General features: G+C 68.2%; 22 protein-coding genes and 2 tRNA genes. 10 read left to right on the top strand and 14 right to left on the bottom strand.

The features are described 5' to 3' along the window. The 3 genes from Q8N10_RS16180 to Q8N10_RS16170 all read right to left on the bottom strand — a co-directional run. The coding region (locus Q8N10_RS16180) for a hypothetical protein (RefSeq protein WP_304779188.1) at positions 1-943 on the bottom strand (943 nt) is incomplete at its 3' end. Further along, positions 936-1409: a DUF5681 domain-containing protein gene (locus Q8N10_RS16175; protein WP_304779185.1), complete on the bottom strand. Its 474-nt coding sequence runs from the start codon at positions 1407-1409 to the stop codon at positions 936-938. The genes Q8N10_RS16180 and Q8N10_RS16175, both read right to left, overlap by 8 nt. Positions 1410-1419: 10 nt before the next feature. After that, positions 1420-2799 carry a DNA methyltransferase gene (locus Q8N10_RS16170; protein WP_304779183.1) on the bottom strand — a complete coding sequence of 460 codons (1380 nt, stop codon included), beginning with the start codon at positions 2797-2799 and terminating at the stop codon, positions 1420-1422. A 330-nt stretch (positions 2800-3129) separates the two neighbouring features. Here Q8N10_RS16170 and Q8N10_RS16165 point away from each other — a divergent pair, with 330 nt between their 5' ends. From Q8N10_RS16165 to Q8N10_RS16155, 3 genes are read left to right on the top strand one after another with little or no spacing between them, the layout of a single operon-like run. Then, positions 3130-3417, top strand: a complete 288-nt coding sequence (locus Q8N10_RS16165; RefSeq protein ID WP_304779180.1) for a DUF3489 domain-containing protein — start codon at positions 3130-3132, stop codon at positions 3415-3417. Further along, positions 3414-3845, top strand: a complete 432-nt coding sequence (locus Q8N10_RS16160) for a DUF2924 domain-containing protein (RefSeq protein WP_304779177.1) — start codon at positions 3414-3416, stop codon at positions 3843-3845. The genes Q8N10_RS16165 and Q8N10_RS16160 overlap by 4 nt, the downstream gene beginning before the upstream one ends. Beyond that, positions 3842-5422, top strand: coding sequence for a recombinase family protein (locus Q8N10_RS16155; RefSeq protein ID WP_304779174.1), 1581 nt, complete (start codon positions 3842-3844; stop codon positions 5420-5422). Before Q8N10_RS16160 ends, Q8N10_RS16155 begins: the two co-directional genes overlap by 4 nt. A gap of 383 nt (positions 5423-5805) precedes the next feature. On the opposite strand, the gene Q8N10_RS16150 is transcribed toward Q8N10_RS16155, so the two are convergent. Then, a tRNA-Pro gene (locus tag Q8N10_RS16150) sits at positions 5806-5882 on the bottom strand. 126 nt (positions 5883-6008) lie between these two features. On the opposite strand from Q8N10_RS16150, the gene Q8N10_RS16145 reads away from it, so the two are divergent. Together Q8N10_RS16145 and Q8N10_RS16140 are read left to right on the top strand one after the other, a co-directional pair. Then, positions 6009-6082 (top strand) — tRNA-Gln (locus tag Q8N10_RS16145). Between the two features lie 127 nt (positions 6083-6209). Beyond that, entirely contained in the window at positions 6210-6401 is a 192-nt protein-coding gene (locus tag Q8N10_RS16140) for a hypothetical protein (RefSeq protein ID WP_304779171.1), read from the top strand. Between the two features lie 16 nt (positions 6402-6417). Here the strand turns inward: Q8N10_RS16140 and Q8N10_RS16135 are convergent, their stop codons facing one another. Then, on the bottom strand, positions 6418-7131 hold the full coding sequence (locus tag Q8N10_RS16135; RefSeq protein ID WP_304779168.1) for a Crp/Fnr family transcriptional regulator: 714 nt from the start codon (positions 7129-7131) through the stop codon (positions 6418-6420). Between the two features lie 242 nt (positions 7132-7373). On the opposite strand from Q8N10_RS16135, the gene Q8N10_RS16130 reads away from it, so the two are divergent. After that, positions 7374-9290 (top strand): methyl-accepting chemotaxis protein, encoded by a 1917-nt coding sequence (locus Q8N10_RS16130; RefSeq protein WP_370690208.1) that lies wholly within the window; start codon positions 7374-7376, stop codon positions 9288-9290. 60 nt (positions 9291-9350) lie between these two features. Then, complete coding sequence (locus Q8N10_RS16125; protein WP_304779163.1) at positions 9351-9563, top strand: dodecin; 213 nt, start codon at positions 9351-9353, stop codon at positions 9561-9563. Between the two features lie 9 nt (positions 9564-9572). Here Q8N10_RS16125 and Q8N10_RS16120 read toward each other — a convergent pair whose 3' ends face one another. From Q8N10_RS16120 to Q8N10_RS16100, 5 genes are all read right to left on the bottom strand, one after another. Next, positions 9573-10988, bottom strand: a complete 1416-nt coding sequence (locus tag Q8N10_RS16120) for an alpha/beta hydrolase domain-containing protein (protein ID WP_304779161.1) — start codon at positions 10986-10988, stop codon at positions 9573-9575. A 197-nt stretch (positions 10989-11185) separates the two neighbouring features. Continuing rightward, a complete protein-coding gene (locus Q8N10_RS16115; RefSeq protein ID WP_304779158.1) occupies positions 11186-11695 on the bottom strand; it encodes a 6-carboxytetrahydropterin synthase in 510 nt (169 codons plus the stop codon). Between the two features lie 84 nt (positions 11696-11779). Further along, complete coding sequence (locus Q8N10_RS16110) at positions 11780-11929, bottom strand: hypothetical protein (protein WP_304779155.1); 150 nt, start codon at positions 11927-11929, stop codon at positions 11780-11782. A gap of 337 nt (positions 11930-12266) precedes the next feature. After that, positions 12267-13160: a phytanoyl-CoA dioxygenase family protein gene (locus Q8N10_RS16105; protein ID WP_304779152.1), complete on the bottom strand. Its 894-nt coding sequence runs from the start codon at positions 13158-13160 to the stop codon at positions 12267-12269. Between the two features lie 201 nt (positions 13161-13361). Continuing rightward, a complete protein-coding gene (locus Q8N10_RS16100) occupies positions 13362-14141 on the bottom strand; it encodes an alpha/beta fold hydrolase (protein ID WP_304779149.1) in 780 nt (259 codons plus the stop codon). A gap of 210 nt (positions 14142-14351) precedes the next feature. Here Q8N10_RS16100 and Q8N10_RS16095 point away from each other — a divergent pair, with 210 nt between their 5' ends. Then, positions 14352-15050: a hypothetical protein gene (locus tag Q8N10_RS16095; RefSeq protein WP_304779147.1), complete on the top strand. Its 699-nt coding sequence runs from the start codon at positions 14352-14354 to the stop codon at positions 15048-15050. 3 nt (positions 15051-15053) lie between these two features. Here the strand turns inward: Q8N10_RS16095 and Q8N10_RS16090 are convergent, their stop codons facing one another. Together Q8N10_RS16090 and Q8N10_RS16085 are read right to left on the bottom strand one after the other, a co-directional pair. Continuing rightward, positions 15054-15245 carry a hypothetical protein gene (locus tag Q8N10_RS16090; protein ID WP_304779144.1) on the bottom strand — a complete coding sequence of 64 codons (192 nt, stop codon included), beginning with the start codon at positions 15243-15245 and terminating at the stop codon, positions 15054-15056. 14 nt (positions 15246-15259) lie between these two features. Continuing rightward, on the bottom strand, positions 15260-15535 hold the full coding sequence (locus tag Q8N10_RS16085) for a metal-sensitive transcriptional regulator (protein WP_304779142.1): 276 nt from the start codon (positions 15533-15535) through the stop codon (positions 15260-15262). 92 nt (positions 15536-15627) lie between these two features. Between Q8N10_RS16085 and Q8N10_RS16080 the strand changes: the two genes are divergently transcribed. After that, positions 15628-17919: a heavy metal translocating P-type ATPase gene (locus Q8N10_RS16080; RefSeq protein ID WP_304779139.1), complete on the top strand. Its 2292-nt coding sequence runs from the start codon at positions 15628-15630 to the stop codon at positions 17917-17919. Here Q8N10_RS16080 and Q8N10_RS16075 read toward each other — a convergent pair. Further along, a complete protein-coding gene (locus Q8N10_RS16075) occupies positions 17916-18461 on the bottom strand; it encodes a GNAT family N-acetyltransferase (protein ID WP_304779137.1) in 546 nt (181 codons plus the stop codon). The two genes, Q8N10_RS16080 and Q8N10_RS16075, sit on opposite strands and share 4 nt — an antisense overlap. Further along, positions 18458-20542 carry a S9 family peptidase gene (locus Q8N10_RS16070; protein ID WP_304779134.1) on the bottom strand — a complete coding sequence of 695 codons (2085 nt, stop codon included), beginning with the start codon at positions 20540-20542 and terminating at the stop codon, positions 18458-18460. The genes Q8N10_RS16075 and Q8N10_RS16070 overlap by 4 nt, the downstream gene beginning before the upstream one ends. Before the next feature lie 185 nt (positions 20543-20727). Here Q8N10_RS16070 and Q8N10_RS16065 point away from each other — a divergent pair, with 185 nt between their 5' ends. Further along, positions 20728-21540, top strand: a complete 813-nt coding sequence (locus Q8N10_RS16065) for a serine protease (RefSeq protein WP_370690207.1) — start codon at positions 20728-20730, stop codon at positions 21538-21540. Positions 21541-21548 lie beyond the last annotated feature (8 nt).

Raw genomic sequence — 21548 nt, 5'->3', positions numbered from 1 at the left:
GCCCCGTGCGCCTGGAACACAGACTTGGCGATATCCAGACCAATGATGGTAACGTCTCCCATGGACGCCTCCCTTGAGTGAAGATCAACACCCTCACTCTGGCACGTAGATGCCGTCGGGGGGCGTCCACCCCATCACCCTGGACCCTGCGCATCTGCTCCAGAACCCACAGCGGCTCACGGTCGGCATGCAGCACCTCGCCCACGGCCCGGCGATAGATATCGCTGGAGGCATCGCTCAGCCGAAAGGCGCCGCCTTCGGTAGCGATAGCCGGCAGGGTCACCACTTCCCAATCGTCCTTCTCCAGGACATGGCCGACGAGATCGTCCTCGTGCAGCCGCTGCATGATCAGCACGATGGCGCCCGCCTGCTTGTCGTTCAGTCGGGTGACCAGGGTGTTGTCATAGAACTCCGCCACCCGACGGCGCTCGGCCTTGGAAAGGGCGGCGAGCGCTTTGATGGGATCGTCGATGATGATGATGTCGGCGCCCTTGCCGAGCACCGCGCCGCCTACGCCGGAGGCGAAGCAGACGCCGTGGCGGGTGGTGATGAACTCCAGGTCCCGTGAGCTCTGCAGGTCGAAGCCTCGAAACAACGACTGGTACCAGGGCTGCTGGGCGATGGTGCGTCGATCGACGTTGAACTTGCGGGCCAGTTCCTCGGTGTGGCTGACGCAGATGAGCCGCCGGGTCGGATCCTGACCCATGACGAACATGGGCCAGGCGACCGAGGCCAGGATGGATTTCCCAGACCTCGGCGGCACGTTGATGATCAGCCGGCGGACCTCGCCCAGCCGCACACGCTCCAGCTGCCAGGCGAGGTGCTCGTAGTGCCAGTTCGGCGCGAAGCCGACGCCGGGCTCCAGGGTGGCGAACACCTTCATGAAGAAGGCCATGAAGTCCTGGCGGAGCATGGCCTCCAGTTCGCGGCGGCGGTCAGACATCGCTGTCATCCTCCGTCTCGCCACCACGCCGGCGAAGCTCACGGGCGATCGTGGCGTCGTAGATGGCGGCGTCTTCGTCGGACTCGAAAGAATCCTCCCGGTGAGGCTCGGAGCTGGGCTCCAAGACCACCAACAGATCCAGAATGAGCTGAAGCGCTTTCAGCGCCATCTTCCCGTCGTTGACGCCTTCGCCGAGTGGGCGGCGTAGCAGCGCCTCGAGAACCTTGATCGATTGGCGACCGCTAGGACCGTCTATCGGGATCTCGCTGCGTAGAATTGTTTCCAGTTCCGCGCGCATTTCCGCCTTCAGGCTCGGCGGCGATGGCGGCGGCTTTTTCGGCCGGCCGGAGGGGTTCGGTGACGGGTCTCCCTTCTTCCACTGGTGCTTCGGGTCGATGTTCTTATAGCCTGGGCCCTTCCCGTCGCCGAATTGGCGAGGGGATGCCGCCTTACGATGCTTTCCCATGGCCGTGCCTTCACGCTTGCGAGGCGGTCTGGTCCGCACGCTGGGCGGCGAGTTCGGCGAAGGTCAGGCCGGTCTCTTCATGGATCGCCGGCTCGCCGGTGACGGCTTCGATCCGCCGGACGATGACATCGACGAACTTGGGATCGAGTTCGAGGCCTATGCCAATGCGGCCCGTCCGATGCGCTGCAGCCAGGAGGCTGCCCGAACCAAGGAACGGGTCCAGGATGACGTGGCCGGGGTCAGTCACATCCAGGATCGCCTCGGTGAGCAAGCTCACGGGCTTCACCGTCGGATGAGCTTCTACCGCCTCCTGACGGCCTGGGCCGAATCGCGCGTATCCTGGGACGGTCCACAGGGTGGTGCGCTCGCGCCCGTGCCGGCCCATCTCGACGTTGTCGATGGCCAGGCGGTCTCCCTTGACGAGCACCAGCACGAATTCAACCTGATGCTTGTACGGACTCCCGCGATTTCCAGCGGTTTTGTCCCACACGGCCGTGCAGAGGTGGCGCAGGCCTGCGGCCTCGGCGGCCTGGGTGAGGATGGCCATGGATCGGTGGTCGATGAAGAGAAAGGCCCCGGCCCCGTCATCGACAAAGGGGAGCCCTGCCGCGAGGGCCCGCTCGAAGAGGTCTCGCGCCTCCTCAGGTGTCATCTTCGATCCCTTGAGGAACTCGCTATGACCGCTGCTGATCGCTGCGATGCTTACCCCGTAAGGAAAATCGGAGAAGAACATCTGGGCCTTGTGCGGTCCCATGACGGTTGAAATGTCGGCGGGATCGGTAGCGTCGCCGCAGCCGAAGCGATGGCGGGCACAGGTGAAGAAGTCACCGCGTCGGGAGATCGGCACTCTGGGCGGGGGCGGCGCCTCGTCGTCCGCCGGCTTTTTCTCCAGACCGGTGAGCAGGAGCTGATCGACGCGGGCGGTCGGCAACGCCGTGAAACTGACCAGCAGCGGATCGACCTTGCACACGAAGTCGAGTTCCAGCGCCAGGGCCGGGTCGTCCCATTCGCTCATCCCGGCGATGGCGCTGATCGAGATCCGCAGCGCCTTGATCTCGGCCTCGGAAAGGTGGGCGACGACCGTTACGGGTATCGTCTTGTGCCCAAGCCGCTTGCACGCCTCCCAGATGAGGTGACCGTCGATGATCTCGCGATGCTGGGTCACCAGGACCGGGATCACCACACCGAACCGGCGGATGTTGCGGACCAGGATCTCCACTTGGCGCTTTGGGTGCTTGCGGATCCGGTTCTGGGCCGGCTTCAGGTTGTCGATCGGCTCGCAGATGAATTTCGGCTCAGCGCCAAGGCTAGGAGCCCCAGCCTTGAGGGCGGCAGGCGAGGCGGTGGATTGCGCGCGTTTACGATCGCGCACCCGGATTGGGTTCGGCATGCGACATTCCTTTTGAGGATGGCGCGGGGACCCACGACCGGCCCGAGGCGGCTCGCGATATGCGAGGCCCGCCGTCCGGTCGCGATTGGCTGCCGATGAATCGAATGCCCGCGCGAAAGAAGCTGACCTTCAAAGCCACTCGGCGCAATGCCGATCCGAAAATAATCCACAATATATCAGCGGCTTGTACCGATCCTTTGGCGAGTTGAATTCTTTGCGCTTCTCGCTGGACTACACCCTGAAAGGAAGCGGTAGTCCTCCCCACGCCCGGCCAGCCGGGCTCGCCTCGGTGCGGGACCGCGAAGGGCGGACCCGGCAACGGAGGCGAACATGACCAAGTCCAAAACCACCCCCGACACAGCCGCTCAGACCCTGGAAGTCGCGCCCGCGATGCCCGGGACGACCACGCCCAAGGGCAAGCTTGGCGCCCTGGTGGCGCTTCTGCTGCGGCCGGAGGGCGCCAGCCTGGAGGCGATGCAGGCGGCCACCGGATGGCAGGCCCACTCGGTGCGCGGCGTCATCGCCGGCTCCATCAAGAAGAAGCTGGGCTTCGCAGTGACCTCGGAGAAATCCGATGCAGGCCGCCTCTATCGCATCGTGAAGGGAGCCGGCGCATGAGCGCCGGTAACCTTCTCGCCGGGCTGGAGTCCATGTCGCTCGCCGAACTGCGCGCAACATGGACCGAGCGCCTCGGTGTCGAGCCGCCGAAGCTGCGAACTCGCGACCTTCTGGCGCTGGCCCTGGCTCATCGACTGCAGGCGAGGACGCATGGCGACCTTCCCGGGCCGGCCAAGCGGAAGATGGCCGAACTGGCGCGGCGGTTCACCGAGGACCGGAGCTACACGCCAACGCCCGGGCCAGCGCTGAAGTCGGGCTCATCCCTGATCAAAGAGTGGCGCGGCGTGCGCCACGAGGTCCGGGTGCTAGAGGATGGCTTCAGCTACCAGGGCGAACGGTTGGGCTCCTTGTCGGAGGCCGCTCAGCGGATCACAGGGACCAAGTGGAACGGCCATGTCTTCTTCGGCCTGAAGGCGCGTCGCCGATGAGCCCGCGTCTGCGCTGCGCGATCTACACCCGCAAGTCCTCCGAGGAGGGGCTGGAGCAGAATTTCAACAGCCTGCATGCGCAGCGTGAATCCTGCGAGGCCTATGTGCTTTCCCAGACCGGGGAGGGCTGGACGGCGATCAAGACGGCCTACGACGACGGTGGCTACTCAGGCGGCTCCATGGAGCGGCCAGGGTTGAAACAGCTGATGACCGATATCGCCAAGGGTCTGGTGGACATAGTCGTTGTCTACAAGGTCGACCGGCTGACCCGGTCGCTGGCCGACTTCGCGAAGATCGTCGAGCTCTTCGACGCTAAGGGCGTGTCGTTCGTGTCGGTCACCCAGGCCTTCAACACGACCTCCAGCATGGGCCGGCTGACGCTGAACGTGCTCCTTTCCTTCGCCCAATTCGAGCGCGAGGTGACGGGCGAGCGCATCCGCGACAAAGTCGCCGCCTCCAAGGCTAAGGGCCTGCGCATGGGCGGACGCCCACCGCTCGGCTACGACATTGTCGAGGGGCGGTTGGCGCTCAACCTGGACGAAGCGCCTCGCGCCCGACGCATCTTCGAGCGCTACCTCGCGCTTGGCTCGCTGCACGCCTTGGAACGTGAGGGTGTGCAGGGGAAGCGGTGGATCAACAAGGCGGGCGTGGTCGTGGGCGGCGGCGCCATGACTCGAGGTTCGATCTACTACCTCCTTACCAATCCGGCTTACCGCGGCATCACCCGCCACAAGGACAAGCGCTACGACGACACCCACGTGGCGATTGTTGATCAGGATCTCTGGGACGCGGTGCAGGCCAAGCTCTCAGAAGGCAATGCTAGCCAGCCCAAGACGGAGATGCGCGGGGAGGGGGCAAGGCTTGAGGGCCTGGTCTTCGACGATCGCAACAATCCCATGGTCGCGGTCCATACCAAGCGCGGGATGACCCGCTACCGCTACTACCTCTCCAGGGCCAAGCTCACCGGTAAGGGTGAGGCCGGCAGCCTGCACCGTATCTCGGCCGGTGTGCTCGAGCAGTTCCTCGCCGAACGGCTCGGGCCGATGCTCTCGCCGGCATGGCGTCCGGACGACGAGAGTATCGATCGCATCACGCGTGCGCTCCGCAATGCCGTCTTGAGCCAGGATCAGCTCGTCGTCTGTATGCTCGAAGCTGCGTTGTCGCCGGACGCCGTCGGCGCGCCAGACGTGACGCGGCTTGAGGACGGTGTCTGCAGCATCCGGCTCTCCTTCCATATGCGCCGCCAGCAGGGCGCAATGATTCTGGAGGCTCCCGGCGGCGGGGCGGCTCCAGCAGTCAGGGTCGACCGTGCGCTGGTTCGTGCGATTGTCCTCGCCAAGGTTTGGGCCGCCCAGTTGGAGATCGGCGAGGTGGAGTCGATCACGGCTCTCGCTCGGCGAGAGCGACTCTGCACTCATTATAGTGCGCGCCTGCTGCCGCTGGCCTATCTGGCGCCGGATATCGTCGAGCAGATCGTCGAGGGCCGACAACCGCGCGCCGCGACCCTGGCGGCCTTGACCGCTCGCGCGCTCCCGCTCGACTGGGCGGACCAGCGGGATCTGCTTCAACGATTGTGAGGCAAGCCAGCGTGACGACGATATAGAAATCGCTGCTACCAACCAACGACACCCCGCAATTCGCTGATCCGGAAATCGTCCATGCCCTCGCTGCGGGGGCAAAGCCGTTTCGGCGCAATGGGTTGCGGGCCGCGACTATCGATTGGGCGCCCGGCGCGCGCCTGAAGTCGCTGATTATTTCGCTGTTAGCAGCGAAAACCGGCCAGTGGACCGAAACCTACACTTCTGAAATGGCCCCAGAGAGCGGAAGGCGAAATGGGCATATGAGGGCGGGTTGGTGGCTCTCGGAGAGCCAGGCGCGCGGGCCGTTATCCGCCTAACCGACGGACTACTCGGGACTAATTGGGCGCGGGAAAATCTCCCCGCGTTAGCGGGGAAATGAATGGTCGGAGTGGCAGGATTCGAACCTGCGACCCCCGCGTCCCGAACGCGGTGCTCTACCAGACTGAGCCACACTCCGACTTGAGGAGGGCGCTTATAGAGGAGCGCTTTCCGCGCCGCAAGCGACCCTGAAGCCGTTGCATCCCAGGAAGGCTTGCGCTATCTCCACGCCCTCGCGCAGGCCTCGGCCCAGCGGCGTTCCTGCTGGGGAATGGTGTAATGGTAACACAGCGGTTTTTGGTACCGTCGTTCTAGGTTCGAGTCCTAGTTCCCCAGCCAATCTGTCCCGACATCGTGACGGTCGCGCCACCAGCGCCAAAATTGTCGGCTCTCCGACGTTGCGCGGCGGAACCGAGCGCGCGCGGACCGGTTAGAGAGGCTCCTCCAACCTGTCACCCCAACGGCCATGCCCCATCGTCTCAGCCTTCGACTTTGGCTCGCCGCCCTTGCATCGGCCACCTGCGTCGGCGCCGCCAGCGGCGCGGCCCTGCGCCCCGGCCCGGACGAAACCACCGAGCCCCCGACGCCCCAGCTCCTGAACCCCGGCCAGACCAACGTCATCGCCTTCGATCCGCGGGTCGCGGCCTCCCGGTCCTGAGGCCAGGGCGGTCGGATCAGGCGGCGCGCTCCACCCGGTCGGCCAGGATGCGGTCCACCGCCAGGGTGACGGTCTCGTAGCACTCGCAGGCGCGCGCCGTCAGGGCCTCGCGGTCCAGGATGCGGATCTTGCCGCGGCTGTAGCGGATGATCTTCTCGGCCTGCAGAGAGGCCGCCAGGGTCGTCACCGTGGTCCGCTGGACCCCCAGCATGATCGCCAGGTGCTCCTGGGTCAGGGGCACGACGGCGTCGCCCCCCAGCCGGTCCTGGGTCATCAGCAGCCAGCGCGCCAACCGCAGCGGCGTCGCATGCAGGGCGTTGCAGGCGTTGGTCTGGGCGGTCTGGACGATGGTCGCCTGGGCGTGGCGGATGATGGCGTCGGTCAGCATCGGACTGGCGGCCGACGCCCGGCGCAGGGTCTCGGTGCGGATCTTCCAGGCCTCGCCGCTCACCTGCACGATCACCCGCTCGAAGGCGTAGGGCGAGCCCAGGGCGTGCAGCAGGCCAAACCCGCTCTCGCGCCCGATGGTGCGGCTCTCCACCTGGTCGCCGTTCGCCATCACCGCGATCACCGAGATGATCGAGTCGGTGGGCAGGAGCACCATCTCCACCGTGCGGCCCACCTCGGCCAGGGTGTCGTCACGCTTCAGGGTGACCCGTTCCAGGTCGGGTTCGATCAAGGCGCGGGCCTTGGCGGGCAGGGTGTCGAGGAAATGGTTGGTCTTTTGCATCCCATGGTAACGTTCAGGGCGCGAGAAGGCGCCATCCTGATCGTGCGCGGGGCGACCCCAGCCACAGCCGCCCGACCAACCTTATCGCCGCCCCCCCCCTGGCGCTTTGCCTGGAGGCCGGCCGCGGGCGACGGGGCGTCAAATTGCAGCACCTGGACCTTCTGGAAGGTGCAGCCTCGAAAAGAGATCAATATTTAATCTATGGAATCTACGGCGTCGTACTTATCGCGCATAGCGAGAGTGTGGAGAGTCCGGGCGTGTTCAGTAATTTCAAGATTGGTACGCGTCTTACTTCTGGCTATGTCGTTCTGCTTATTTTAATGATCGCCATGGCCGGTGTCAGTATAAACCGGGTCAACACGATCAACGACCAACTGGCGACGATCAACGACGTCAATAGTGTCAAGCAACGCTACGCCATCAACTTCCGCGGCAGCGTCCACGACCGGGCGATTCGCCTGCGGGACGTTGTCCTGGTCTCCGATCCGGCCGAGTTGGCGACAATCCTGGGCGACATCGACCGACTGGGCGCCAGCTATGCGGCCTCGGCCGGCCCCCTCGACGCGATCCTGACGTCAGGTGAGCAGGTCACCCCCGACGAGGTCGAGATTCTGGCCGCCATCAAGGCGACCGAGGCCCGGACCCTGCCCCTGATCGCCCAGGTGGCGGACCTGCGCCAGGCGGGCGACGAGGCCGGCGCCAAGGCTCTGCTGATGAGCGAGGCCCGACCGGCCTTCATCCAGTGGCTGAAGGAGATCAACCAGTTCATCGACCTTGAGGAAGCCAAGAACAAGGCTGTGGCCGGCGACGCGCGCGCCATCGCCCAGGGCTTCCAGGTCCTGACCCTGCTGCTCTGCGCCGGCGCCTTGGGGATCGGCGCCTTCATCACCGCCTGGGCCCTGGTGGCCATCCGGCCGCTGCGGAGTCTGACGGGGGTGATGGGGGCCCTGGCCCAGGACGACTACGCCGTGGAGGTCGACTTCGCCGAGCGCGGCGACGAGATCGGCGCCATGGCGCGCGCGGTCCAGGTCTTCAAGGACAGGGGCCTCCAGGCCAGGGACCTTGAGGCCGAGGCCGACCGCATGCGCACCGCCGCCGACACCGAGCGCGGGCGCACCGAAGCCGAGCGGCGGGCGGTGGAGATCGAACAGCGCGCCGTGGTGGAGGCCTTGGCCGCCAGCCTTGGCCGCCTGGCGCAAGGCGACCTGACCACCCGGATCGAGGCCGATTTCCGGGGCCAGTATCTGCAGATCAAGACCGACTTCAACGCCGCGGTCGACAGCCTGAGGGAGGCGATCGGCGCCATCACCAATTCGGTCCGCGGGCTAAACGGCGGTTCCGATGAGATCTCGGCCGCCTCCGACGACCTCTCGCGCCGCACCGAGCAGCAGGCCGCCAGTCTGGAGGAGACCGCCGCGGCCCTGGACGAGGTGACCGTCACCATCAAGCGCAGCGCCGAAGGTGCCAAGCAGGCGGCCTCGGCGGCCAGCGAGGCCAAGGGTCAGGCCGAACGTTCCGGCCTGGTCATGGGCGAGGCGGTCCAGGCCATGGACGAGATCGCCGCCAGTTCCGGCAAGATCAGCAGCATCGTCGGGGTCATTGATGAGATCGCCTTCCAGACCAACCTGCTGGCCCTGAACGCCGGGGTCGAGGCCGCCCGCGCCGGTGAGGCCGGCCGTGGGTTTGCGGTCGTCGCCTCGGAGGTCCGCGCCCTGGCCCAGAGGTCGGCGAGCGCCGCCAAGGAAATCAAGGAGCTGATCGCCGCCAGCCGGCTGCAAGTGGATCGGGGCGTCAAGGTGGTGGGAGACACCGGCGAGGCGCTCGGCGGCATCGTCACCAAGTTCGCCGAGATCGACCTGCTGATCTCGGAAATCTCCAAGTCGTCCCAGGAGCAGGCGGTGGGCCTCAACCAGGTCAACGCCGCCGTCAACCAGATGGACCAGGTGACCCAGCAGAACGCCGCCATGGTGGAACAGACCACCGCGGCCGCCGCCAGTCTGAAGTCCGAGGCCGCCGACCTTGGCAAGCTGGTGGGCCGTTTCCAGATCGGCGCGGCCGCTCCCGTCGCGGGCCGACCCGAGCTGGCCCAGGCCCATCGACATCCTGCGGCGCGCAATCCGGTGGCCGCGCTCCGCTCAAGGCTGCAGCGGCTGTCCTGAGCCGGCCTGGAACCCCTCGCCCCGTCGCGCGCTCAGGAGCTGCAGAAACCTGGAGGCTCCATGACCGAAGACAACACCTACGGCGTCAGCGAAATCGTCGGCACGTCCAAGACGTCCATCGACGACGCCATCCGCACCGCCGTCACCAAGGCCGCGGAAAACCGCCGCCACATCCGCTGGTTCGAGGTCACCCAGGTGCGCGGGCACGTGGAGGAGGGCCAGGTGGCCCACTTCCAGGTCAGCCTGAAGCTCGGCTACGCCCTCGAGGAGTGACCTCCCGCGTCAGCCCGCCGTCGTGGCGGGCTCACGCGCCGTGAGCGCCCGCGCGCGCCGGTATTCCAGCGCCGCCTCCGTCACCGCCGGCTCGACGTCGCGGGGCATCATCACCCCGGCCGCGACGGCGGCGGCCGCCGCCTGCCGGAAGCGGGCCAGGTAACCCGCCTCGTCGCCATAGAGGGCGTCCAGGGTCGCGGCGTCGAAGGGCCGGTTCGATCCCCGCAGCCGGCCCGAGAAGTCGTCGCTCACCGGCGCAGAGCTGTTCATCGCCACGGGCGCATCGGCCTGCGGCAGGCGCACGCCCCCCGTGGCGATGCCGTGGCGATCACGCACCACCTTGCCGTCGGCGTCGAAGTTGATCAGCGGCTGAGACGGCGGCGGGGCGCCCCCAGTCACCCAGCGGTTCATGTGATGCAGGGCCGCGTCATAGAAGGGCTGCAGGTAGATGCGGTTCATGTCCTCCGACGGCGCCGCCGGCGCCACGCCGAAGTCGCGCTGGTACTTCTCGTTGCGGGTCAGCTGCGCCTGATAGGACACATGGGTCAGGGCCGCGGCCTCCCAGGTGCGGAACCGCTCGGTGTCGGGCTGGCGCACCTTCAGGCAGGCGATGGCCTCCAGCTCGGTGTTGACGATCATCGCCGGGACATCGAGATCCTCGCGGATCAGGTTCTGGGCCCGGGGCAGGGGACGCGCCGCGCCCGGCGCCCCTGGCGACACCCGCACCGGCGGATCGCTGCCCTCGATGGCCGTGCCGCCGCCGAAATAGATCTGCAGCATATAGCCGTCAAAGGCGTGGCCGCCCTGCTCGGGCGGCAGAGGATGGACGGCGTTGATATAGGTCGAGAGCCGCCCCGCCGACTGCGAGGCGCCCAGGCCGATCACGCTCTTCACCGCGAGCCCGCCCATCGGATCGACCGCGCCCTCGCGCGCCGGCCCCACGGCCCGGGCGACCTGGGAAAAGATGTCATAGGAGGCGTCGTCGGTGGGAATGCTCAGGCTGCCGTAGCGCTCGGCGTCCCAGGCCGCCAGCCCCTGGGGATTGGCCTCGAACCCGTGCGCGCCCACGGCCTGCACCGTGGCGCAGACATAGGCGTAGCCTTCCTCCAGCACCTCGGGACCCTCCCCGAAGAACAGCTCATAGCCGGCGGTGACATTGTTCCAGCACACCACCACCGTGCCGTTGAACTTGGCCGGGTCGGCGGGCCGGTAGACCAGGAAACGGGTCTTGAAGGGAACCTTGCCCTTGGGCTCCACGGTCCACTTCCCGTCGCGCCCCAGCTCGGCGCCCGCGACGGGCCCGTAGGTCGTCGCCTGACCCTCCAGGAAATACTCCGCCTCGACGAAGCCCTTGGCCGCCAGGTCGATGAGCGGCCGGTTGAACGCCCAGCCGTGCTGTCCGCCCGTGATGGGTCCCTGGATCATGTGTCGCTCCTCACCGTGCAGTCTGGTGCTGCTGAGGTGCGATCCTAGCGGCTTGGCGCCGTCCCTGGAAAGCCGCTCGCGGCGGCGCGGGCCGGCTAGACCCGTATTATCCGATCAGGTTGATTCAACCTGATCTGGAATGGGTCTCGCTGTCGCAGGTGAGAGCGACCCATCTCGGACGGTGAGGTCGGTTGGGTCTAGGTGGCGTGCATCAAGGCATGAAGAACATCGGCGGAAACCTTGCCGATCACCCCCTGAGGGTTTTCGTAGATGGCGCTGTTCGCCCCATGTTCGAAACACTCCACGGCCAAGATCCAGCAGCGCCCTTTGGTCGCCGCTACGATCATCGGGTGGGTGACTGAAAACACATACTCGGCGACGCGCTCGCAACTCGTTCCCGGAACGATGCGGACCTCCGCCAAGCCCAGGTCTCTCAGTCTCAGGAATTCGGACCGCGCCGGGTCGTCCTCGGCGACGAGGACTGTGTGATCGAAAGTCTGATGCAGCCAGTCTCGGATAGGCCCAAAACCCCCCTTTCCGAAATCGATGACCCAACCCCGATGGTCGAGCTGCTCCGCAGCGAAGGTGAATTTGAACCCAAGCGAATAGCCATGGATCAGGTTGCAATGGCTATCGGCGGCCCATTGCCTCAAGGCGCAACTCAAGCCGCGCTCAGCGCCATAGGTCTTGGTCGAAAGGTGCGCCATCTTTGGTCTCCAGCCGCGAGATAGTCCCACGAACTCGGTGCGAATTCGGTGGAAATTCGGTGACACTGCACTCAAATCGTAACCTCACCCCACCTTCAGCCGCACAAACACCATGCCCGCCGCCAGTTCCCCGTAGGACACATTCAGCGGCGCGGGGATGTCGAAGCCCGAGACCAGCCCGCCCAGGCCCAGCTTCACGCCGGGCCGCAGGGTCCAGTCGTGGATGACCCCCACCGACGACTTGCCGACAGTGACCGGGTCGCCGTGGCCGGGCAGGGGAGATACGCTGACACCGCGCTCAACCCGCCCCCCGCCGCCAACCCCCCGACAACCCCAGCACCCCGGTCATCAGCAGCCAGCCGTGACAGCCCGCCTGGGTGGAAGCCTCCGATCCAGCCCCAGCCCTGCGCCAGGGCCGCGCCGCCGAGCAGCATGGCGGCCAGGGCGCGCCAGGTCGGGGACAGGGTGCATGCAACGGCCCGGTCTCACCGGCGAGCTCCTGACAGCCGAAGTGTGCGCACTGTCACCCTGGTGACGACTTCCCGTCCCCCTGAACGGCCTCCTCACGCCGTCAGCCGCCGCGCACCTGGGCGTTGATCGCCCCCAGCAGCTCGGCCGAGCCCAGCTGCGATCCCGCCGCGTCGCCGGTCAGGGCGTACTCCGGCGGCACGACCTCCGGGCCCTCGCCGGGGGGCAGGGGCGGGGTGTAGTAGCCCAGGGCGTAGGAGCCCATGGCGTAGCCGATCAGCTGCTGCAGCTCGGGCTCCAGGGTGCGCGCGATCTCCGGCGGGCAGGAGAGGTACTGGTTCTCCTCCTGCCGCAGCCAGCCCAGGGCATAGGTGATGTTCAGGCCCCAGCGGTCGGTCTCGCTGGTATTGGCCCCGCCGCCGTGGAACACCGTGCCCGTATAGACCAGCACCGAGCCGGCCGGCATGGTCGCCTGGCAGATCTCCCCGGGCGTCGCCCTGCGGTCGTCGGGCCAGTCGATGGAGCCCGGAACCACCTGGGTCGCCCCGTTCTCGGCGGTGAATTCGGTCAGCGCCCAGATGGTGTTCAACTGCGGCTCGACCCCCTTCAGGTAGTGGCCCCAGGCCCAGCGGTCGCGGTGGATCGGCTGCGCCGGCTGGCCGGGCATGATGCGGATCAGCTGGCCCAGGTGCAGCTGGTAGCGGGTGCAGTTGGGCAGCAGCACCCGGTCGCAGATCGCCCGGACGCGGGGATCGAGGATGGCTGTGCGGCACTCCGCGGAGCGGGCCACTAGGGCTCCGGTCCGCGTGGTCTTGAACCCGGTGAAGGCGTCCTGTCCCGGCTGGGTCGCCTCCACATAGGGGCGCAGCTCTTCGGCCATGGCGAGGGCCGTCTGCGGGCTGATCACCCCCTCCAGGATCAAGGCCCCGTCCCGGTCCAGGACCGCCATGACCGCCTCGAGGGGCGCATTGGCGGGCAGGCGTTGCAGGTCGGCCATGTCTCGGTCTCCGGGGGATCTCCCCCGCAGCTTAGCCCCGGCGCGAGCGAACTCAACGGTCCCGGCGCCGCCACTCCCCCCGACAGCGCCAGCACCCCGGCCAGATTGGAGCGACCGGCTGACGGCCATGGCGTTCCCTCGCGAACCTCAGGCGCGGCGAGCATCGCGCTGCGCGCCGGCGAAATCCAGACGGTCTGCGCCCTAGGCGGCGCCGGCGAGGATCTGGGGCAGGGCGACCTGCAGGGTCGAGTAGTGGGACAGGCCGGGGAACCGCCGCAGGGTGGCGGGGCGGATCGCGACGATGGCCTGGGCCATGGCGGGCGGGGTCCAGGTGTCGGCGTCGCCCTGCCACAGGGTGATGGGCGCGCAGAGGCCGGCCAGCCTTTGCGTGGGCTGGGCGACATAGCCGAGGATCTCGCGCCGGTAGGCCTGGGCGCCGCGCGCCAGGCTGTGGGCGATCATGCCGCGCACGGTGGTCTGGAACGCCGGGTCGCGGGCCAGCTGCGCGTCCGCCCCGGCCGCCCCGGCGAAGATCTGCGCAAACAGCAGGCCCGGTGCGACCCGCGACAGGCCTCCCTGGACCGAGGTCAGGGCGGAAAACAGCCGCGGCTGGTTGCGCGCCAGGGCGAACACCGCGCCTCCGGCCATGTCGGGCAGGAAGTCTCCGCAATCCAGCGGCGCGGCGGCCGAGACCAGGTCGAGGCTGAGGTCGCGGCCGCGACCCAGCGCCTCCAGCCTCAGGCCGACCTCCACCGCCACATAGCTCCCCAGCGAGAAGCCCACGAGGCGGATCTGGCCCTCGGGAAGGCGCCGCAGGACGTCGGCCGTCAGATGGTCGAGATAGGCGCTCAGCGACAGGTCGGGGCGATCGGTGGCCCGGTCGGGCGCATGGACCCGTCCCTGATGCTCGCGGCGTTCTGGAAAGACCAGGTCCAGCTCGGCCGGCGATCCGGGCTGGCCGTGGAAGTAGACGACTGTCACGTCGGGGGCTCCGCCGCCGCGAGGGCTGGACTTGAATCACGGGAACATGGTCAGGCGGTCTTCGCCCAACCTCACCCCACCTTCAACCGCGGAAACACCATGCCCACCGCCGGCGCCCTCGGGGATCTGGGGCCAGGCGAGGGCGCGCAACTGAAGATTGCGGCGCTTACTTCCACACGTTAACTTTCCCGCCTCTGGGGAGGGACGAAGATGGCCAAGCTCATCTACAACAACGCCGGCAAGATCCGGGACAAGCCGCTGCAGCCCAAGCTGGAGCAGCTGCTGAAGGCGGCCGCCGCGGCGGTGGGCGTCGACGCGGTGTCGGTGACCTCGGGGGGGCAGGACCGCAAGGGCGCGCCGAACGAGCGGCGCACCGGCTCCACCCGCCATGACGACGGGGCGGCCGCCGACATCCAGCTGCTGGACGGCGGCGAGGTGCTGGACTTCGACGCGCAGCGCAAGCGGTTCGAGGCCTTCGTCACCGCCGCCGCCAGCCTGGGCGCCACCGGCCTCGGCGCCGGCGTGGACTATATGGGGACCAAGACCATCCATGTGGGCTTCGGCTCCCGGCTGGTGTGGGGGGGCGGCGGCCGGGCCGTCAACGCCCCGGCCTGGCTGCGGGCCGCGGCCGCCAAGGGCTGGGGCCAGCCGCCGCCGGTCGCCGCTCCCCTGGCCCGGGCCGGGGTCGGGCGCGGCGTCGTGATCGCCCGAAACGGGGTCAAGCTGCGGGGCGGTCCGGGTCTGGGCTTCGACCACAGCACCGTGCTCAAGAGCGGAATGGAATTGACCATCCGGGGCTTCGACGGGCCAACCGAGGAATGGGCCCTGGTGGACCTGGACGACGACGGCCAGCTGGACGGGTTCGTGTTCGCCGCCTTCCTGGCGCCGCTGGCGGCCGAGGAGGCCTGACCCTCACCCCACCTTCGAGCGAACGATCCCCATGCCGGCCATGTCGTGGCCCGCATGGGGATCGGCGGGACCCTGACGGTCACTTGTCGGCGAATGTTGGCCGTCGTGCGCGGCGTGTCGGCCGTGGCTGTCCTGGCCGTGGGCTTGCCAGGCCAGCGCCGCGAGGGCGGCGGCGGCGGGGAGGGCGGCCTTCATGGGGCAGGGGGGTCTTAGCGGGTGCTGCGTTCCAGCAGAGTGATGAGTTCATTGGCCTTTTGGCGCTGCTCGGCGGCGTCGCCGCTGACGATGGCGCCCTCGATGCAATGGCCGAGGTGGTCGCGCAGCATCTCGGTCTCGACCTTGGCCAGGGCGGCGCGGGCCGCCTGCAGCTGGGTGAGGATGTCGATGCAATAACGGTCTTCGTCGACCATCCGCGCGATGCCGCGCACCTGGCCCTCGATCCGGCTCAACCGGCCCTGCAGCTTGGCTTTGTTCTCGCGCTTCATGCCGCCCGTATATACCCCCAGGGGGTAATTGCAATATGCCCCTGGGGGGTATAACTGCAGAGCACCCTTGTCCTCCATCCGTGGCGACCGACATGTCCGAGCAAGCCCCCCTGATCGACCCCGTCTGCGGCATGACGGTGAAGACCGACACCCACCGCCACGTCCACGACGGGGTGGAATTCGGCTTCTGCTCCGCCGGCTGCAAGACCAAGTTCGCCGCCGATCCGGGCAAGTACCTGGGCGAGCGGGAGCCCGAGCCGCCGCCCCCGCCGGGCACGATCTACACCTGCCCCATGCACCCGGAGATCCGCCAGGAGGGGCCGGGGTCCTGCCCGATCTGCGGCATGGCCCTGGAGCCCGACCTGGTCAGCCTGGACCACGGCCCCAATCCGGAGCTGGTGGACTTCACCCGCCGCTTCTGGGTCGGCGCGGCCCTGACCGCCCCGATCTTCTTCCTCGAGATGGGGGGACACCTGATGGGCCTGGCCACCCCCTGGCCCATGGCCTGGAACAGCTGGATCCAGCTGCTGCTGGCGACCCCGGTGGTGCTCTGGGCCGGCTGGCCCTTCTTCCAGCGGGGCGCCGCCAGCCTGCGGTCGGGCCACCTCAACATGTTCACCCTGATCGCGCTTGGGGCCGGGACCGCCTGGCTCTACTCGACCTTCGCCACCCTGTTCCCGGGCCTCATTCCCAATGATTTCAAAGGCTCGATGGGGGAGCCGCCGCTCTATTTCGAGGCCGCCGCGGTCATCGTCGTGCTGGTCCTGCTGGGCCAGGTGCTGGAGCTGCGGGCCCGTGAGCAGACCTCGGGCGCCATCAAGGCCCTGCTCACCCTGGCCCCCAAGACCGCGCGGCGCCTGCGCCCGGACGGGACCGACGAGGACGTGGCGGTCGACCAGATCGCGGTCGGCGACCGCCTCCGGGTGCGCCCCGGCGAGAAGGTCCCGGTGGACGGCGAGGTGCTGGAGGGCTCGGGCGCGGTGGACGAGGCCCTGGTCACCGGCGAGTCCCTGCCGGTGGACAAGGCGCCTGGCGACCGCCTGGTGGCCGGGGCCATCAACAAGACCGGCGCCTTCATCCTGCGGGCCGACAAGGTGGGCGCCGACACCCTGCTGTCCCAGATCGTGCAGATGGTCGCCCAGGCCCAGCGCAGCCGCGCCCCGATCCAGCGCCTGGCCGACCAGGTCTCGGCCTGGTTCGTGCCGGCCGTCATCGCCGCGGCCCTGGCCGCCTTCGCCGCCTGGTGGCTGCTGGGACCCGATCCTCGCCTGGCCCACGCCCTGGTGGCCGCCGTCTCGGTGCTGATCATCGCCTGCCCCTGCGCCCTCGGCCTGGCCACCCCCATGTCGATCATGGTGGGCGTCGGACGCGGGGCCCAGACGGGTGTGCTGATCAAGAACGCTGAGGCCCTGGAGCGGCTGGAGAAGGTCGACACCCTGGTGGTGGACAAGACCGGCACCCTCACCGAGGGGCGCCCCGCCGTGACCGAGATCCATGTGGCGCAAGGCTTTGCGGAGGCCGACCTGCTGCGCCTGGCCGCCAGCCTGGAGCGGGGCAGCGAGCATCCCCTGGCCGAGGCCGTGGTCCGCGCGGCCGTCGACCGCGGCCTTGCCCTGGGCGAGGCGCAGGACTTCAACTCCCCCGTCGGCAAGGGTGTCACCGGCTCGGTGGAAGGCCGCAGCCTGGCCATCGGCAGCGACCGCTTCCTGGCCGAGTCGGGGATCGACACCGGTCCGCTGAGCGCCGCCGCCCAGGCCCTGCGGGGAACCGGCGCGACGGGGATCTTCGTGGCGGTGGACGGCGCCCTGGCCGGCCTGATCGGCATCTCCGACCCGATCAAGCCCAACGCCGCAGAGGTGGTGGCCCAGCTGCGCGAGCAGGGCGTGCGGGTGGTCATGCTCACCGGCGACAACCGGGTGACGGCCCAGGCGGTGGCGGACCGGCTGGGGATCTCCGAGGTCGAGGCCGAGGTCCTGCCCGGCCAGAAGGCCGACGTGGTTCACCGCCTGCGGGCCGAAGGCCGGGTGGTGGCCATGGCCGGCGACGGGGTCAATGACGCCCCGGCGCTCGCCGCCGCCGACGTCGGCGTGGCCATGGGCGCCGGATCGGACGTGGCCATCGAGAGCGCCGGCATCACCCTGCTGCGCGGCGACCTCGCGGCCCTGCTGCGCGCGCGGCGGCTGTCGCGCGCGGTGATGAGCAACATCCGCCAGAACCTGGTGCTGGCCTTTGTCTACAACGCCCTGGGCGTGCCGATCGCGGCCGGCGTGCTCTACCCCGCGTTCGGTCTGCTGCTGACCCCGGCGATCGCCGCGGCGGCCATGTCGCTGTCCTCGGTGAGCGTGATCTCCAACGCCCTGCGCCTGAGGCTGACCAGGCTTTAGTGCCCGGTCAGGGCCAGGCCCTCGGCGGCCGGCGGACTGGTATCGCCGCCGTTGAGGGGCTTCTGCATCCAGACGGTGTCGACCCAGCGCCCGTGCTTGAAGCCGACGCTGCGACAGACCCCGGCGGGCTCGAAGCCGAGCGAGGTGTGCAGGCCGATGGACCCGGCGTTGCCGCTGTCGCCAATCACCGCCATCACCTGCCGCAGGCCCAGGGCCTCGCAAGCCGCCAGCACCTCCGTCAGCACGGCCTTGCCCACTCCACGGCCGTGAGCGTCGGGGGCGACATAGACGCTGTCCTCCACCGTGAACCGGTAGGCCGCGCGAGGCCGGAACAGCCCCGCATAGGCGAAGCCTAGAACCCGGCCGCCTTCCTCAGCCACCACGTGCGGCAGGCCCCGCTCGACGATGGCCAGACGGCGCTGAGCCATCTCCGCAGGGCTTGGCGGGACCTCCTCGAAGGTGCCGAAGCCGTGCAGCACGTCGTGCCCGTAGATGGCCGCCAGGGCCTCCGCATCGGCCGCAGTCGATGGCCTGACGATCATTCCCAACCCCTGTCCACGGCCCAGATGGCGAAGGCGTAGTCGAGCGCGATCTCCTTGAGGAAGTCGAACCGCCCTGAGGCGCCGCCGTGGCCCGCGTCCATGTTGATCTTGAGCAGGATGGGGGCGTCGGAGGTCGAGACCTGACGCAGCCTGGCGACCCATTTCTGGGGCTCCCAGTAGGTGACGCGGGGGTCCGACAGGCCGCCCGTCGCCAGCACCGGCGGATAGGGCCGGGGGGCCACTTGGTCGTAGGGGCTGTAGGCCGCGATGGTGTCGTAGGCCGCCTCGTCCTCCAGCGGGTTGCCCCACTCGGGCCACTCCGGTGGCGTCAGCGGAAGGGTGGTGTCGCTCATGGTGTTCAGCACGTCGACGAAGGGTACGGCGGCGATCACCCCGGCCCACAGGTCGGGCCGCAGGTTGGCGATGGCCCCCATCAGCATGCCGCCGGCCGAGCCGCCATAGGCCACCATCTTCCCGGCCTTGCCGTATCCCTCAGCAGACAGGTGCTCGGCGCAGGCGATGAAGTCGGTGAAGCTGTTGGGCTTCTTCTCCTTGCGCCCGTCCAGGAACCAGCCCCAGCCCTTGTCGGACCCGCCGCGCACATGGGCCGTGGCCCAGATCCAGCCGCGATCCACCAGGCTCAGATTGCGGATCGAGAAGCTGGGTTCCATGGCATGGCCATAGGCGCCGTAGCCGTAGAGCAGCAGGGGCGCCGAGCCGTCGAGGGGCGTGTCCTGCAGCATCAGGACGGTGATCGGAACCTCGGCGCCATCCGCCGCCGTGGCCGTCAGGCGGCGCGCGACGTACTTGGCCGGATCGTGGCCGGAGGGGATCTCCTGGGTCTTGCGCAGGGTCCGCTCGCGGCTGGCCATGTCGTAGTCGAACCACTGCCGGGGCGTGGTCGGGGACTGGTAGATGAAGCGGGTGACGGTGGTGTCGTACTCGTAGCCGCCGCTCAGCGAGAGCGCGCAGGCCTCCTCGTCGAAGACGATCTCATGCTCGCCGCCGCCGCGCGCCATGACCACGATGCGGTCGTTGGCGTTCACCCGCTCCAGCCGCACCAGGTGGCCGGCATAGGCTGAGAAGCCGGTGACGTAGTGGCCCGGCTGGTGAGGGACGAAGTCGGTCCAGGTGGACCTTGCCGGAATCTCGGCGGTGCTGGCTGCCAGCTTGAAGTCCACCGCCCCGTCGTCGTTGGTGCGGATCACCCAGCGGTCGGTCCAGTGGTCCAGCTCATACTTCACCCCTACCCGGCGAGGCTCGGCCACGAAGGGCGGCCGGGTCGGATCGCTGGCTGGGATCAGCCAGATCTCGGTGGTCTCCTGATTGCCCACATGGACCACGACGTGACTGTCGTCCGAGGTGGTCCCGACCCCCAGGAACATGCCGTCGTCGGCCTCCTCATAGACCAGGACGTCCTCGCCACCGCGGGCCGGACGGCGATAGACCTTGGAGGGCCGGGCGTTCTCGTCGCGCCAGATCCAGAACAGCCACTGGCTGTCGGGGGAGAAGGTGAAGTCGCCATAGGCGCTCTCAATCTCGAAGGCCAAGGTCTCGCCGGTGGCCAGGTCCTTGATGCGGATCGTGTAGTACTCCGACCCCTGCTCGTCGGCCGCCCAGGCGTAGAGGCGATGGTCGGGGCTGTGGTGGGCCGCGCCGACCTGGAAGAAGGCCTTGCCCTTCGAGAGCGTCTCCTCGTCCAGCAGCACGACTTCGCCGTCGGTGCGGCCGCGCGGACGGCGGCCATGGATCGGATGCTCGGCCCCCATCTCGTAGCGGACATAGTAGTCCCAGGCGCCGTCCGAGGCCGGCACCGACGAATCGTCCTCCTTGATCCGCCCCTTCATCTCGGCGAACAGCGCCTCCTGAAGCGCCTTGGTGGGGTCGTCCAGCAGGGCCTTGGTATAGGCGTTCTCGGCGTCCAGGTGATCGCGGATGTCGGCCCGCAGGACCTTGGGGTCGCGAAGGACGTCCTTCCAGTTCTCGTCCTTCATCCAGGCGTAGTCATCGACGCGCGTGCGGCCGAGTTGGGTGATGGACTTCGGCTCACGCCGGGCGACGGGGGGAGTGGGGCGGGTCATCCCTGTTAGATGGCCCAGGCGCGGGACGCTCTCAAGGCGTAACGCTGAGGCCACGCGGCAACATGGCGCGGGCCTCGAGTGCAGATCGGACTTTGCGTTAACGACCTTCTTAAGGAAGTATCCCGCTAGTTGGTTCCGCGAGTTGCAGAAATTTTTCGGGGACGTCGATGGTCTATGACCTATCCGTGGAACTGATCCACGCGACGGTGCAGTTGGAGCAGCCCCTCGGGGACGGCACTCGCACGGTCGGCACCGGCTTCCTGATCCAGTCGCTGAGCCCCGATGGCCAGCCCCGCACCGTTCTCGTCACCGCCAACCACGTCCTGGCCAAGATGCCTGGCGCCGAAGCCCGCATCGGCTACCGGATCGAGAATCCCGACGGCTCCTGGACCTATTCGCCCCAGACCCTGAAGATCCGCGACTCCGCGGGCCGGGAACTCTGGACCCACCATCCGTCCCGCGACGTGGCCGCCATCTCGATCACGGCGCCCGAGCAGTTCGCCAAGGCCGCCATTCCGCTGAGTTGGCTGGCCGACGATCAGACCTTCGCCTCGCTGAAGGTGGGCGCGGGCGACGAGATGATGGCGCTCGGCTTTCCCCGCGGCCTGGCGGCCAACCGGGCCGGCTTCCCGATTCTGCGCGCCGGCCGCGTGGCCTCCTATCCCATCGCGCCGGCCAAGGTCTTCCCGACCTTCCTGCTCGACTTCAGCGTCTTCCCGGGCAACTCCGGCGGACCGGTGTTCATGGCCGACAATTCGCGCCGCCGTTCGGGCGCCACCGAGGCCCAGCCCGCCCAGTTCATCGCGGGCCTGCTGACCCAGCAGGTAGAACTGAACAATGAGCGCCTGGAGATCGGGATCGTCACCCAGGCCAAATACATCCGCGAGACCATCGGTCTGGTGGAGAATCCCTATGCCCCGGTGACCACGGCTTCCAATGAGGTCTTCACGGGCGCCAAGGCGGCCTCGGCCGAAGAGGCTGTCTCGCCCGACTGGTAGCGGGCGGA

This window comes from Phenylobacterium sp. (assembly GCF_030693625.1).
GTDB classification, from domain to species: domain Bacteria; phylum Pseudomonadota; class Alphaproteobacteria; order Caulobacterales; family Caulobacteraceae; genus Phenylobacterium; species Phenylobacterium ferrooxidans.
The sequence above is the reverse complement of the archived record's forward strand: the minus strand, read 5'-3'. Positions and strand labels throughout refer to the sequence as shown.